This is a genomic window from Pedobacter vanadiisoli (assembly GCF_042684385.1).
In the GTDB taxonomy this organism is placed as follows: Bacteria; Bacteroidota; Bacteroidia; order Sphingobacteriales; family Sphingobacteriaceae; genus Pedobacter; species Pedobacter vanadiisoli.
Map to the genome: position 1 here is coordinate 339,623 of NZ_JBHULL010000005.1, position 15,648 is coordinate 355,270.

Consider the following 15,648-nt stretch of genomic DNA (forward strand, 5'->3'; position numbering starts at 1 on the left):
ATTATATACCAATGGATAAATTGAAACCAAAAGTTCGGGTTGAAGGGAACTGACCGATCTCGAAGCCAGTTACAATATCAGAACCGCTAAGTGTTCCAAATTCCGGATCGAACATCGGCCATGGCGACCAGATGTAAAGGTTACGGCCATAAACCCCAAAAGTTGCAGAAGAAAGGCCTATTTTTTTAAGAAAACGCGGATTGAATTTATAATTTAAAGAAGCCTCTCTAAATTTGATGAAATCTGTACTGAAAGTACTTCCCTCGGCATTATCAGCTCCCATATGTGAACGGTAATATTCGTCGATGTCGTATGCAACAGTAGTATTCGGAACATAAGAACCATCGGCTAATTGCACCACACCATTGCCCACAATACCATTATACCTACCTGGTAATGTACTGGTTAACTTACCCTGCTCAACCATTTTGTAGTTTAATAAAGAGTGTGCAACCGCTCCTACCTGCGCATCAAATAACACGCTTAAGCTCAGATTTTTGTATGCAAAAGTACTACCGATACTGAATTTATATTTAGGCATGGTATTACCCAGGTAAACCACATCGTTGGTAATTTTTGCAAAACCTGTTGCTGCATCATAAACCACATTCCCCTGGGGATCGCGAACATAGCCCCTGCCGTATAAATCGCCCATGCTGCCACCAACTTTGGCAACAATCTGTCCTCCCGCAACCGGTCCGGTCCGGAGAATAATCGAACTATCAGATAATGCCTTGATTTCGTTTCTGTTCGATGCAAATGTTGCATTCATAGTCCATTTAAAACCACCTTTTGTAACTATTGGCGTTCCGTTTAAAGCTACCTCCACACCACTGTTATTTACCTGTCCGGCATTGATTAATGCCTGGTTATAACCCGAAGAGCGGTCTACAATTCTCGTTAATATCTGGTTTTTGGTATTTCCTGCATAAACAGCCACATCAAAACCTAACCTGCCTTTAAATAAACTTACTTCAGTACCTACCTCATAGGTGGTTGTTTTTAATGGTTTTAAATTTTCGTTAGGCAAAATCGTAGGGTTTACCAATGAGCTGTCAGGATAGGTGCCGTTGGCTGCTAAAGAATAGGTATAAGCCGTACGGTAAGGTGTGGTACCACCACTACCCACCTGTGATACTGAAGCCCTTAATTTGGCAAAGCTTATTGCTTTTGGAAGCTTAAAGAATTCTGAAAGAACAAAGCTGGTACTGATTGCCGGATAGAAGAATCCTACGTTATCTGTTCTGGTTGCAGTAGCCAATACACTGCTCCAGTCTTTACGCCCGGTAAGCTCAACGTACCAGTAATTTTTATAATTAGTAGATAAAACGCCGTAAAAACTGTTAATTCTGTATCTGCTGGTATCAGGAATTGAAATTAATGGATATAGGTTGTTGGTTAACTCGTAAATATTAGGAACGGCCAAGCCATCAGCACGCAGATCCGATTTATTGTATTCGTTCCTCAACTCGCTACCACCTAATGTAGCATTGATGCTGAAATTTTTGCTGATTTTTTTATCATATCTTAATAAGAAATCAATATTGGTTTCCTGTGCTTTGATGTGCTGTTTACGAACAGATCCCAGCGGCAAACGGCTACCTGCGTCGTAAGGACGTTCCTGGGCACGTCTTTCTTCAGAATAGTCAATACTTGATCTTAGCAACAAGCTCAATTCTTTATTAAATTGATAGCTGGCCTGAATATTTGCAGTAATGTTATTACGGCCTGTCCTGTTAATAAATTCATTCACAACCGCATAAGGGTTTTCAGGAAATGAACTGAAAGGGTATTTGATAGATAAATTTTCTTTACCATTTGCCCAATAATTCTTGATCCAATCCAAACTGGCATTAGGCTGCCAAAAAATAAACCAGTACATTAACGATTGGTTACCATAACCGGCACCAGGTAAGTTATCGCTAAACCTGTTGCCGTAATTTACTTTAGTTGTAATCTTCAATTTAGAAGTTACATCGGTATTGGTAGATAAGGTAAGCGTGGTTCGTTCTACCCCGGTATTGGGTACAATCCAGGTGTTGTTCTGATTGGTGATCGAAAAACGCGCTGTGGTATTTTTATAACGGCCATCTAAACTTAATGAGTTGGTTAAATTCTCGCCTGTGCTAAAGAAATCCCTGATTTGGTTTTTGTAAGGTACCCAGGGTGTACGGGTTTTACCAGTGGTTTGTGTAACCGGATCGTACTGAAAAAACATCTGTCCGTCAAAACGTGGTCCGTAGGCAGAACTGGTTCCACTGGTGCTTGCACCATCTACAGTTGTACCGTACGAATAGTATGCGGCACCATCCAATCCCTGACCATATTCGTATTGCATATCAGGCCACCGGTTTACTTCTTCAAAAGATCCGTTAGAAGTGAATTTAATGTTTACTTTTTTATGTTTCGAGCTACCTGATTTAGTAGTAATGATGATGGCACCGTTAGCTCCGCGCTGACCATACAGAGCTGCAGCTCCGGGACCTTTTAATACGATTACACTTTCAATATCCTCGGGATTAATATCGTTGATGGAGCTTCCATAATCGGCAGGCATGTTATCACTTCCTGTACCGTAAACTCCGTCTGAGCTATTGGCAGTACGTCTGCCACTGCTATTGTTAATTACCACTCCATCCAATACGATTAAGGCCTCATTATCGCCGGTCAGGTTATTTTCCCCCCTTAAAATAATCTTATTAGAACCCGCTGGCCCACTGTTCGACCTGATCAGGTTTAAACCTGCTACCTTACCAGATAGTGCGTCAGTCCAGTTCGTAGAAACCGCATCAGTTAACTGGTTGCTATCAATTTTGGTTACGGCATAACCTAAAGCTTTTTCTTGTCTTTTAATTCCCAATGCGGTTACCACCACCTCATTAAGCGAATTATCTGCCGGTACAAGTTTAAAATTAACACTGGTAGTTCTGCCAATAACAACCTTCACCTGTTGTTTTTTGGAAATTTCGTAAGAAATAAATCTCGCCTCAACAGTGTAAACTCCCTCCGCAATATTAAAATTGTACTCTCCATTATTATTTGTTTGCCCAACCATATTAAGCTCTACAATTTTAATGGTTGCCGCCGGTATAGGCTGATTGTTTTCGTCGACTACCCTACCTGTGAGCTTCCCAGTGGATATGTTTTTTGCCGTAATCAGAATATTACCTGTTGTACTCGATTTAAAGGTGAAAGGCAAGCCTTTTAGCAGCAGCCCTAATACCTCACCTACCGAGCGCTGTCCGCGAGATACATATACCTTTTTCTGATCATCAAGTTGCGAGTTATTATAGGCAATATGATTGCCACTTAGCTTTTCCAAAGTTTCAAAAGCTTTTTTTAATGTTATGCCATCTGCCTCGAATAGAATTTTCTTATCGCTTTGTGCCCAGGTATATATCGATGAAGAGAGCAGATTCAACATCATTACGGTAGCAATAACCATAATTTTTGAGGCATACTGATGGAAATTTTTAATCCATCGGGTATTAATTTTCATATCTTTACTAAGTTTTACTTTGTCAAATGAGTATACAGTTTATCAGGGCTTGAAATGTGTCCAGCATTTCAGGCCATCTTTCTTTTTCTGGTAGTTTTATATCATATCTATTTTTATAGTTTATCGTTAATAAATGATTACTTTATTTTCATAGATTGTATATTTTGATCCGGATAACTTTGCAATTATTTCCATAATTTGCTTTACCGAACATTTATCAAATTTTGCCGTAAGCTTTACCTCTTTTAAAGCCTCTGTTTTTATTTCAAAATCAAGATCATACTCGCGCGATATGATCTCAGCAATTTCCTTTAAGGGTTTATCGTAGAAAAAAAGTTTATACTCCCTCCAGCAGTTAAAGTCGGCTGCGTTTACCTGCGTTCTTGTAAACCGGCCGTTATTTTTGTTAATCTTGAGCTGCTCATTCGGCAATAGAAATTGGACAGGGCCATTTTTTCCCTTGTCCCTGAATATCACGCCTACTTTTCCGGTTTGAACAGTGATGTTGACATCGTTTAGTGATGAATAGGCATTAACATTAAATGACGTGCCTAAAACCGTGGTACATACTTTTCCGGCATACACCACAAAAGGCTGTTTAACACGATGCTGCACATCAAAAAAGGCTTCGCCCTCTAAATAGACTATGCGTTTACCAGTATTAAAATTTAGGGCATAACGGATTTTACTATCTCCGTTTAAATAAATATTCGAACCATCGGGCATGGTAACCAATCTTTTTTGCCCGCGTGGATTATAAATTTCGTTATAGGAAACAACTTCAATTTTCTTAGTATTGAAAGTACCGAAATACAGCAATGGCAACAAAACAGCAACCGTTATGGCGGCTGCGATGGTCAAATATTTAAGGTAATTGATTTTGCGTACAACGGGTAATTGATCAGCAGTTGTATTTTTGATATGTTGTTGAACTGCCAGCCAGTTTTTTAGCTGGTTTTCTGGCTTTTTTAAATAATAATCTGCGGCATCAAAGGCCTGCAAGGTTTCCCTGAAAATCTGTTGGTTGTGCTTGCTGCTCCCCACCCACGCCAGTAAATCAGTTAAATCTTCACTGCTAATGGTTTTCTTGCTGTAATCTTCTATTAATCGGTAGTAACGTTCGTCCATCTAGTCATGCTGTTCTTCGTTTAAGACAGATTAAACAGCGCAGATACGTAGCGGAAAAGATCAAGTAATTATTAAGAAATTGTTAAGCGCAAAAAATCGCTTATTATCTATGAGACGGAAGAAAATCAAATAGCCGACCGATCGGCAGTTAACGATCTGAAGTTCTTCACTGCCTGGTACAATAAGGTTTCTACAGTTCTTACTGAAATACCCAATAAATCGGCAATGATATTTTTTTCGAGCAGATCGATACGGCTCATTAAAAGCACTTCGCGCTGCCGATAGGGCAACAGATTAATCAGATTTATAATTTCGGAATAAGATTCCCTGCTCGTTAATTGCTCATGGGGATTTAAATGTGTATCCGGATAATCTAAAGCATCTCCATGCTCATTTATACTTAAAATATGAAGTTTTGCCCGCTGGATTTCATTAAAGGCCAAATTTTTAGCCGCTGTAAAAAGGTATTTCTTTACCGATTTAACCTGAAGCATATTTTTTTTGTCCCAAAGCTTCATAAAAAGATCAGCGATCAGCTCTTCAGCCTTATTATAATCCTTAATGTAAATAGAGGTAAATTTGCATAAGGCAGGATAATACCGGTTAAAAAGGATTTCTAGTGCAAGGCTGTCCTGATTTACCCATAAAGACATTAGTTCCTCGTCGCTTTTGCTTAAATATAAATCCTTCATCTTGCCAGCAAAAGTACCCGGGCAACGTTACGGTAATATTAAGCAAACTTTGCCTTTAAGTTACCTATGTATTAATTGTGTTGGATTGATGTTGAGTACGTGCTTTTTGTAAAGGCTGTTCAAAGAAAAATTACGCTCAAGAACGATCAATCCTACAACCGGGAATATTAGAAATTCGACAATATTGAAAGTATAAAAAACATAACCGAACACGAGGATCAGCCTGAAACATTCCAGGTAATAAATCCATCTCCGCTGTTCAAGCAATGCCCCGATATTGATAAGGGTTACCAAGATAAAAATCGATATGGCCACTTTATGCACCAGAGTTAAATACCCGTAAAACATGGTGGTTCCGGTAAGCATGGCCACCACCAGGACCAGCTGGATATTTAAATAAATTTTAAATTTGGGTTTCGGTTTGGCTTCATGCTGGATTTTATTCTGATAATAACGTTGTTCCAGGATAGGCCTGATATTCTGGTCCATTAAAGCCGGACTACCAAAAACCGCATTCCATTTCGCTTTAAATCCATCTGCACGTTTATAAGCCTCAGCAATTTCCAGGTAATAATGGAAGTGCTGCCAAATAAAACTATAACTTTTAATAGGATGTGTTAAGCCATATTTGGGGGCTTCTTCCTCCTTTTGAAAAGTACCGAAAAGTTTATCCCAAAAAACGAATACATCGCCATAGTTTTTATCTAAATATTTCTCATCCGATGCATGGTGAACACCATGTAAAGAGGGTGTAATAAATATATTTTCCAGCCAGCCCAATTTACCTCCCAATTGGGTATGCGTAAAAAATGAATAGGCACCATGAGCCAAAAGAATGGTAATAATCATGTTGGGGTGAAAACCTACCAATGGCAAGGCACACCAAAAAATATTACGGAAAATAGCCTGTATGGTGGTAATCCGCGCCGCTGCAGATAAATTAAACTCTTCACTCTGGTGATGCACAATATGTGCTGCCCATAAAAAATTAATCTCATGCCCTAACCTGTGGTACCAGTACCAAACAAAATCGGTTGCGAGCAAAAGCAAAATCCATACGTACCATTTGGTAGAAATATCAAAAATGGCATAGTTTGTATAAACCCATTGGTATAGCTGGTAAAAACTTGCAGCTATAAAAAGATTCAATAACCTTTCGGCAATACCTACACTGAAATTTGCAACCGTGCTTTCGTATTTAAAAATTCTCGCTTTTTTTTGTTGCTGAGCGATTTTAAACTCTATATATACAAAAATAAAAAATGCTGGTATAGCAAATGCTAGGTAATTTACCGTCATAACAATCGTGGTCTTTTATATGTTAACGGAACAAACATAATTATATTCTACAAAATACATAGATTTTATAGATAATTTTATTGCACATAAATTACTTCCTTATCGATTTTATGTTTGTGGTTTTAATTTATTTGCAGAACTTCGGATTTATAAATACAGAATTATGGCTACAAAGAAAAAAGCTGAAAACAACAACATATTATCAATCGATATTGGCGGCACCAGTATAAAAACCGTTCTTTTGGATGAAAGCGGAAATATGCTTACCGAATACTTAAAAAGCAAAACCCCGGCAGAAGCCACCCCAAAAGATATTGTAACGGGTATTGTAGAATTGATTAAGCCTTTTCCTGACAGCTATAACCGCGTATCGATCGGATTTCCCGGTTACGTAAAAAATGGTATTGTAAAAACAGCCCCCAACCTCGCCAAAAACAAATGGGCCGATGTAGACCTTGCCCAGCGTGTGGCCAATGAACTGGGCAAACCGGTACGTTTGGTGAACGATGCCGATCAGCAGGGTTTGGGTGTAGTTGATGGGAAAGGCTTTGAAATTGTTTTTACTGTAGGCACCGGGTTTGGTACAGCTTTGTTATTTGATGGAGAACTGCTGCCACACCTCGAACTGGCACATTTCCCGATCAACAAAGAAGAAGATTACGATGATTACATCGGCAATAGGGCCTTCGAAAAAATAGGTACGGAACGCTGGAACAAAAGACTTAAAAAAGTAATCGAAATCTATAAAACGGTTTTTAATTATGACACCTTATATATAGGTGGTGGTAATTCGAAACAGATTGATTTTAAACTCGAAGACAATATCAGGATCGTAACCAACAGGGATGGAATTAAAGGCGGTGCCAAGCTTTGGAAACTCGCCGATAAGTATAATATCTTTACGGTTGAACCTAAAAAATAATTGACCTTTTATTACAATCTTTTAACAACAATAGCTGCAATATTAATTTGTAAACCCTAATTTTGGGTGCATTCTAAAAAATAAAAAATGGCAAATAACGATTCGAAAAAATATAAATTGGGAATGATCGGTTTAGGCACTATGGGCCGTAACCTATTATTGAACATGGCTGATAAAGGTTTCTCGGTAACCGGTTACGACAAGGACCGCAAGATGATCTCTAAGCTTGAAGAAGAAGGCAAAAAGCATAATTTAGAAGGGTTTGATGATATTAAAAGCTTTATTGCAAGTTTACAAACACCCCGTACACTGATTTTGCTGGTACCTGCCGGACCAATTGTAGATAGTGTTATTGCAGAATTAAAACCGCTTTTAAGCAAAGGCGATATCATTATAGATAGCGGTAACTCTCATTTTACCGATACAAACCGCCGTGTAGATGAGCTGGAAAAAGACGGACTGCATTTCTTCGGTATGGGTATTTCGGGTGGCGAAGAAGGAGCACGTTTTGGTCCGAGTATGATGCCGGGCGGTGATAAACAGGCCTATAATGTGGTAAAAGATGTTTTCGATGCGGTAGCTGCAAAAGTAGGTACCGATCCTTGCGTTACCTACATTGGCCCGGGCGCTTCCGGTCACTTCGTTAAAATGGTGCACAATGGTATCGAATATGCCATTATGGAACTGATTGCCGAAGTTTACGGAATCCTTAAAAACGGTCTGGGCTATTCAAATAGTGAGATTTATAAAGTCTTCAAAAAATGGAACGAAGGCAGACTTCAATCTTTCTTATTGGAGATCACTGCTGAAATTTTCCTGTTTAAAGACACCGAAACACAAAATGACCTGCTAGATCAGATTAAAGATGAAGCCCGCTCAAAAGGTACCGGAAAATGGACATCGGAAGTTTCAATGGAACTTCAACTACCAGTGCCTACCATTAACGAAGCTGTTTCCAACCGCGATTTATCTAAATTTAAAGCCTTAAGGGTTTCTTTAGAAGAGGCTTTTGGTAAAAAAGATACTAAAATTGACATTACCGTTGATGAATTGGAAAATGCATTTTACTTCTCAATGATCAGTGCCTATGCACAGGGTATGCATTTATTGGTTCAGGCCTCTAAAGAATATAAATACGATCTGCAACTGCAGGAAATTGCCAAAATCTGGCGTGGTGGCTGTATCATCAGGGCTAAATTTTTGGAAGACATCTATCAGGCCTATGATAAAAACCATTCATTGGAGCATTTATTCGGCGATGCAGGTATCCAGAATATCATTAAAAGCACTTTGGGGGGCACACGTAAAAGTATCTGTGCAGCTATCGCATCGGGTTTAGGTATCCCTGCATTTGCATCTACCCTAACCTATTTTGATACCATTACCACTGGCAGAATGCCTTCCAACCTTATCCAGGCACAAAGGGATTTCTTCGGAGCACATACTTTTGAGCGTATAGATAAAGAAGGCATTTTCCATGCCGACTGGAATAAATTATCATAACCTATTTTAATTCACGAACAACAAGATAAAATGAAAAGCAAAACCGCATTAAACCCTACCATTTTTGTAATATTTGGTGGAACAGGTGATTTAAACAAAAGAAAGTTAGCACCTGCCCTATATAACTTATTTATAGAGGGTTACATGCCAAATAAGTTTGCGGTTATTGGTACGGGTAGAACCGAATTTACCGACGATAGCTATAAAGCTGCTTTAGAAGATGCTGTAAACCAGTTTTCGCGCAGCGGAAAAGTAAAAAAAGAAAAATGGGACAATTTTGCCAGTACCATGCATTATTGTCCGACAGATTTTGCGCAGCCAAAAACCTTCGAAAATCTTAAGGGAGCAGTAGAAAAATATCAAAAGGAATTTGGTGCGGGTACCCAGGTAATCTTCTACCTCGCGGTTGCGCCAAACTTCTTTCCTATTATTGCCGAGTGTTTACAGAAATATAAACTGACGCAGGATGAAGATAACAGCCGCATCGTTATCGAAAAACCTTTCGGTCACGATTTAGAATCAGCAAAAGAGCTTAATGCCCTTTTAAGCACTATTTTTACCGAAAAACAGATCTACCGTATCGATCACTACCTGGGTAAAGAAACCGTTCAGAACATGATGGCTTTCCGTTTTGCAAACGCCCTTTTCGAACCTTTGTGGAACAGATCTTATATCGATCATGTACAGATTTCGGTAACCGAGCAGTTGGGAGTTGGCGATCGTGGCGGTTATTACGAAGGTTCGGGTGCGCTGAGGGATATGATCCAAAACCACCTCTTACAATTGCTTTGTTTAATCGGTATGGAAGCCCCTATCAATTTCGATGCTGATGAGATCAGGAACCGTAAGGTAGAGGTTTTAAAGGCCATGCGTCCTTTCTCTGCCGAAGACATCCGTTTCCACACGGTTCGCGGCCAATACAGCAAAGGTTGGGTTGAAGGTAAAGAAGTGCCGGGTTACCGCCAGGAAAAAGGTGTAGATCCACATTCAAATACCGAAACTTTTGCTGCTGTTAAATTCCATATTGATAACTGGAGATGGCAAGGCATTCCTTTCTATCTAAGAACAGGAAAACGCTTAAACCAAACTTCGTCGTTAATCACCATCCAGTTCAGAGATGTACCTCATCAGATCTTCTCTTCAGGTGTAACCGAAAACTGGCAACAGAACCGCCTGGTAATCAGCATCCAGCCCGAAATGAGTATCCGTATGCAGGTTCAGGCTAAAAGACCAGGTTTGGACATGGTGTTGAACCCTGTTGATATGGTTTTTGACTACAAGGGAACTTATGAAGGCGATACGCCAGAGGCTTACGAAACCTTGTTGTTGGATGCCATGATGGGCGATCAGACGCTGTTTATGCGTGGCGACCAGGTAGAGGCTGCATGGGAGCTGGTGATGCCGATCCTGAATACCTGGGAAAGTAAAAAATCTATCAATTTCCCTAATTACCCTGCAGATAGCTGGGGGCCAGAAGAAGCTGAAGCTTTAATTGCAAGGGATGGTTTCCACTGGTTTAACCTGCCATTGAAGAATAAGGAATAATTAAGTTGATGGTTCATGGACAAATAGTCTCATGGCCATAAGCAAATTGTCATTCTGAGCTTGTCGAAGAACTTACACTAGGTGTTTCGACAGGCTCAACATGACATTATTTAACATATAAAAATGAATCTACTCATATACAAAACATTAGAAGAACTTAACCACGATCTGGCAGATTATGTAATTAAAATTGCAGAAATGTCTATCGAACAGAACGACCGTTTCAATTTTGTACTTACGGGTGGCAGTTCTCCTAAAGCACTTTACCATTACCTGGCAACCGAAGGTAAACACCGCATTGACTGGGATAAAGTTTATTTCTTTTTTGGCGATGAGCGTAACGTCCCGGCCGATGATGATAACTACAATGGCTTAATGGCAAAAAAGACCATTTTAGATCCATTGGGCATTAAAGAAGATCACATTTTTTATGTAAATACCACATTGGCTCCGGAAAAAGCCGCTATTGAGTATAAAAAAGCAATTGATCAGCATTTTAAGGGCGAAGATATCGTATTCGATCTGATTCTTTTGGGTATGGGCGATGATGCGCACACGGCTTCAATCTTCCCCCATACCACCTTAGTTAAGGATGAAGAGGTGAATGTAGCTGCAGTTTATGTAGAGAAACTCGATACCTACCGCATCAGTTTTACCGCCCCCTTAATTAACAAAGCAGATAATGTTGCCTTTCTGGTATTTGGAGAAAACAAAGCAGAAGCATTGAAACACGTAATCGGCGATACTGAAAAAAATGTCGACTTATACCCTTCTCAATTAATTGATCCTATTGACGGTAAATTAACCTGGTTTACCGATGAGGCCGCAACAAAATTATTAGAAGATTAAAAAATGATGTCTGAAGAAAAACAATTGTCAGACTTTTTAAACGGAAAAACGGAATATACCTTAGGGTTGTTCCGTTTTTTTATGGCTCAATTGTCTGAAATGGGCGAAATTAACCTCCGTGCAACCAAATCGATGATTGCTATTGAATCTAAAAGCACTTTCGCATACATTACCCAATTAGGCAAAAATTTTGTGCATGTGGTTATCCCTTTCAATCAGGCCTATGAAGATAACCTGTGCTTCACCAAAATTGCACAGGTACCCGGAACCAATCAGTTTAACCATCATTTAAGGATTTATTTTAAGGAAGATATAAACGAAGAAGTGAAAAGTTATTTAAGGCTGGCAATGAGCTGATGCATTTTTACCACAGAGTACAGAAGGATCTTTCACTAAACTCTTGATTCGATCTGATAGTTATAGGACCAAGCAAAACGTAGTGGAGTAATCTATGCATACAGATTTCTCCACCACAGTCGAAATGACAGCCCTGTAAGGAGCAGTAACACGAAAATTTTCTTAATCCAGTTTCTCCTCAATCAATAACTTAATAATTCCATCGGCCATACCCACTTTAGGTACATAAATCTGTTTAATTCCTGTCCATTTCATTAGAGTAAGGTAAATTTCGCAGGCCGGGATAATTACATCTGCACGGTCAGGATTTAAGCCCAGGGTATGGATCCGCTCTTTCAAAGAATAACTGGTAAGTTTATTGTACATCGAATTCAGCTTCTGCAAAGATAAAGGCGCATTTTCCTTCTCATCTGACATGCGGAAAAGTTTGTTGATATTACCACCTGTGCCAATACCTGCAAGATGCTTGTAAGCTTTGGTATGTTCTTTTACCCAATCTTTCATTTCTTCCCAGGTTTCTTCCTTATCCTGGTTATCTAGCATCCTGATGGTACCGATATTAAAAGACCTCGATGCCTGAGGCGCCCCTTTTACAAAAACAGAAAGTTCCGTACTACCTCCACCCACATCAATATAAAGGTATGTCTTATTTTCATCGAGTTGCTCCTCTATATGATTGGCATAGATAATATTTGCCTCCCTTTGTCCCTCTATAATCTCCAAAGTAAGGTCTGTTTCTTTTTTAATCAGCTTTACAATATCCTGTCCATTATGGGCTTCGCGCATGGCTGAAGTAGCACAGGCAAGGTATTCAGATACATGATAAACATCCATAAGGTTTTTAAAGGCTGCCATCGTTTTAACCAGATCGGCTGATTTTTTCTCCGAAATATGTTGATCTAAAAATGCATCATCACCTAAACGTAATGGCACACGGATTAACGTATTCTTTTTGTATCTATATTTTCCGTCTTGTTTACTGATATCAGCAATGAGTAGCCTCACCGCGTTCGAACCGATATCTATAGCTGCGTATCTTAACATTATGATTGATGCTTGGTTTTTAAATAGTTGTAGATGTCTACCTGTGCCCTTATCTTTTTGCTTAATCTGTTTTTATGGTATTTATTATTATTCAAAGCATTAATTTGCCTCGATTTGGTATTATCCTGCAGTTGCAGATCGATTATATCCTGTATTTCCTGTTTCACATCCTTATCCAAAACCGGGAATCCTACCTCTACCCGGTGCTCAAAATTACGGCTCATTAAATCGGCTGAGGAAAGGTACATGTCGTTTTTGCCATTGTTACCGAAAATATAAACACGGGCATGTTCCAAAAACTTATCAATAATGCTGATGGCTGTAATGTTTTCGCTGAAACCCTTTACACCCGGCACTAAACAGCAGATGCCACGTACAATCAACTGGATTTTAACCCCCGCATTACTCGCATCGTAAAGTTTAGAAATAATGGCTTCATCGGCCAGGCTGTTTACTTTTAGCATAATATAGGCCAGTTTACCCTGTTTGGCATTCCTGATTTCGCGGTTTATAAAACTAACCAGCTTAGAACGGCTTTCTAAAGGCGAAACAATCAGGTGCTTAAATCCTTTGGTTACCGTTCGCTTGTTCAAAGCATCAAAAAGCTTTACCAGATCATTGGTAATTTCTTTTCTGGTGGTAAAAATGCTATGATCGCAATATAAGCCAGCAGTTTTTTCGTTAAAGTTACCGGTCGCTAAATTGGCGTAGTAAACAGGTTTATCTTTTTCTATCCGTTTAACCAGGCAAATTTTAGAGTGTACTTTATAATCGGTTAAACCATAATTCACTTTTACCCCCTCTTCCATTAAACGGGTAGTCCAGAAAATATTGGCCTGTTCATCAAACCGGGCTTTAAGTTCGAGTAAAACAGAAACCGTTTTACCATTTTTGGCCGCGTTGATTAAAGCATTGATTACTTTAGAGTTTTCGGCCAAACGGTACAGGGTAATTTGTATCTCGGTAACTTTTGGATCTATCGCCGCCTCGCGTAAAAATAAAATAATGTAATCGTACGATTGGTAAGGTAAATTAACCAGGTAATCGCGTTGTGCAACTTTAGCGAACATGCTTTGTGTGCGGTGCAGATCATGAACTTTAAGTGGTACATTCGGTGCATACTCCAACTCCTTTTTGCCCACATTGGGAAAAGCAATGAAATCGCCAAATTTATGATAACGGTTACCAGGGATGAGGCTTTCGGCTTCCAGTTTCAGTTTGTTCACCAAAACAGTGAGCATGCCTAAAGGCATGGCCGAATCGTAAAGCAAACGCATGGGCTTTCCCTTCTTGCGTTTTTCTAAACTGTTTTTTAAATCCTCTATAAATTTATCGCTCACATTTTTATCGATATCCAGTTCTGCATCGCGTGTGAGCTGGATCGAATAAGCCTCTAAGCTATCGTAGGTAAAAATGTAGAAAATGTCATTCAAACAGTACCTGATAATATCTTCTGCAAGGATGATAAATTTGAGATCATTTGTTTCAGGAAGTACCAAAAACCGGGGTAAATTTGGCGGAATCTCAATAATTGCATACTTCTCCCTTACTTTGGTATCTTTTTTCGAAAGCTTAACGAAAAAATACAGGTACCTATCCTTTAACTCAGGAAAAGGTTTGTCCATATCCAGCATAATCGGAACCAGGTTAGACAGGATCTTATCCCTGAAATGGTTTTTCACAAACTCACCCCTGCTTACATTGAGCTGGGTATCGTTTAAAATAAAAATCCTGTTTTGCGCAAGCTCGTTAATCAAAGTGGCCTGGAAAAGCTGGTCAAACTTCCTTTCCTGCTTTACCACAATGTTTTTAATCTCGTTAAGGATTTTCTTTGGATTAAACCCTAAAAGTGCTTTTGCTTTATCGTTCAGGTTGGTAAGCCTGCTCATAGTGGCTACCCTAACGCGATAAAATTCCTCTAAGTTGGAAGAAAATATGGATAGAAATTTAATACGTTCAATCAGTGGCACAGTTTCGTCTGCGGCTTCCTGCAATACACGCTCGTTAAAATAAAGCCAGCTGATTTCACGGTTAAAAAAGGGAATTTTCTTATTGCTCATTTAAAAAAATAAAAAATCCCTGTCAAAAACAGGGATGCTCAAATCTGCATATTAATTTGTTAAATCGATGTTAATTCATTTGCACATTAACGTTAACAAATTTATTTTTTGGTAGGTGTTTTAACCACTTTCTTAACCGCAGTTGCTGCTTTTGCCACTGTGTTTTTAACAACCGGTTCCGTCTTTTTTGCTTCTGCTGCCGGGGCTGTTGCTTTTTTAACGGTTGTTGCCGCCTTTGCCGGTGCTTTTGCAACAGGAGCTACTGCTTTTTTAACCACTTTGGCCGTTTCTGCTACAGCTTTTTTAGTTGCGGCAACAGGTTTAGCCAAAACTTTTTCTGCTTTTTCTTCGGTTTCTATTGCAGCTACTTTAACACTCTGTACTACTGGTTTGGCTTTTGCCACTGCTTTTTTAACCACCTTTTTAGCTGTCTTTTCTGATTTGCTCACGGCCTTTTCAACTGGTTTTTTAGCTGTTTTTGCCTTTTCTTTTGATGTTTTCAGTAATTCGTCAATTTTTTGTCCTACATCAGCTTTTACGATGGTAAATTTCTTAGTCAGTTTTTTTGCCACACGTTTACTTGCCTTTCCAACCTCTGTACTGATTTCAGATACATCATGTCCTAAACTTTTGATTACATCTAAAAATTTATCGGTGATAGATTGCTCCAATTGTTTTTTGACTTCCTTTTTGGTGATCTTTTTTTGAGACTTTGGTTTAGTGGTTTTCATATTATTTTTCGTTTTTTTG

The 15,648-nt window shown here is 39.1% G+C and carries 12 protein-coding genes; 5 read left to right on the plus strand and 7 right to left on the minus strand.

Translation table 11 applies throughout. The features are described 5' to 3' along the window. Window position 1 precedes the first annotated feature (1 nt). From ACFSR6_RS05380 to ACFSR6_RS05395, 4 genes are all read right to left on the minus strand, one after another. Window positions 2-3,499, minus strand: coding sequence for a SusC/RagA family TonB-linked outer membrane protein (locus tag ACFSR6_RS05380; protein ID WP_379075976.1), 3,498 nt, complete (start codon window positions 3,497-3,499; stop codon window positions 2-4). A 126-nt stretch (window positions 3,500-3,625) separates the two neighbouring features. After that, window positions 3,626-4,627 (minus strand): FecR family protein, encoded by a 1,002-nt coding sequence (locus ACFSR6_RS05385; protein WP_379075978.1) that lies wholly within the window; start codon window positions 4,625-4,627, stop codon window positions 3,626-3,628. A 125-nt stretch (window positions 4,628-4,752) separates the two neighbouring features. Continuing rightward, entirely contained in the window at window positions 4,753-5,319 is a 567-nt protein-coding gene (locus ACFSR6_RS05390; protein ID WP_379075981.1) for an RNA polymerase sigma factor, read from the minus strand. A gap of 60 nt (window positions 5,320-5,379) precedes the next feature. Continuing rightward, the gene (locus ACFSR6_RS05395; protein WP_379075984.1) at window positions 5,380-6,618 is read right to left on the minus strand and encodes a sterol desaturase family protein; all 1,239 of its coding nucleotides are present in this window, start codon (window positions 6,616-6,618) and stop codon (window positions 5,380-5,382) included. A 163-nt stretch (window positions 6,619-6,781) separates the two neighbouring features. Here ACFSR6_RS05395 and ACFSR6_RS05400 point away from each other — a divergent pair, with 163 nt between their 5' ends. From ACFSR6_RS05400 to ACFSR6_RS05420, 5 genes are all read left to right on the plus strand, one after another. Continuing rightward, window positions 6,782-7,540 carry an ROK family protein gene (locus ACFSR6_RS05400; RefSeq protein WP_379075987.1) on the plus strand — a complete coding sequence of 253 codons (759 nt, stop codon included), beginning with the start codon at window positions 6,782-6,784 and terminating at the stop codon, window positions 7,538-7,540. An 87-nt stretch (window positions 7,541-7,627) separates the two neighbouring features. Next, on the plus strand, window positions 7,628-9,043 hold the full coding sequence (gene gndA, locus ACFSR6_RS05405; RefSeq protein WP_379075990.1) for an NADP-dependent phosphogluconate dehydrogenase: 1,416 nt from the start codon (window positions 7,628-7,630) through the stop codon (window positions 9,041-9,043). A 30-nt stretch (window positions 9,044-9,073) separates the two neighbouring features. Beyond that, complete coding sequence (gene zwf, locus ACFSR6_RS05410; RefSeq protein WP_183760251.1) at window positions 9,074-10,588, plus strand: glucose-6-phosphate dehydrogenase; 1,515 nt, start codon at window positions 9,074-9,076, stop codon at window positions 10,586-10,588. A 123-nt stretch (window positions 10,589-10,711) separates the two neighbouring features. Then, complete coding sequence (pgl, locus tag ACFSR6_RS05415) at window positions 10,712-11,437, plus strand: 6-phosphogluconolactonase (RefSeq protein WP_379075993.1); 726 nt, start codon at window positions 10,712-10,714, stop codon at window positions 11,435-11,437. Window positions 11,438-11,440: 3 nt separating this feature from the next. Then, window positions 11,441-11,794, plus strand: coding sequence for a DUF5655 domain-containing protein (locus ACFSR6_RS05420; protein WP_379075996.1), 354 nt, complete (start codon window positions 11,441-11,443; stop codon window positions 11,792-11,794). Window positions 11,795-11,956: 162 nt separating this feature from the next. Here the strand turns inward: ACFSR6_RS05420 and ACFSR6_RS05425 are convergent, their stop codons facing one another. From ACFSR6_RS05425 to ACFSR6_RS05435, 3 genes are all read right to left on the minus strand, one after another. Continuing rightward, entirely contained in the window at window positions 11,957-12,838 is an 882-nt protein-coding gene (locus ACFSR6_RS05425) for a Ppx/GppA phosphatase family protein (RefSeq protein WP_379075998.1), read from the minus strand. Further along, a complete protein-coding gene (gene ppk1, locus ACFSR6_RS05430; RefSeq protein ID WP_379076001.1) occupies window positions 12,838-14,898 on the minus strand; it encodes a polyphosphate kinase 1 in 2,061 nt (686 codons plus the stop codon). Before ppk1 ends, ACFSR6_RS05425 begins: the two co-directional genes overlap by 1 nt. 101 nt (window positions 14,899-14,999) lie before the next feature. Then, complete coding sequence (locus ACFSR6_RS05435) at window positions 15,000-15,629, minus strand: hypothetical protein (RefSeq protein ID WP_379076004.1); 630 nt, start codon at window positions 15,627-15,629, stop codon at window positions 15,000-15,002. Window positions 15,630-15,648 lie beyond the last annotated feature (19 nt).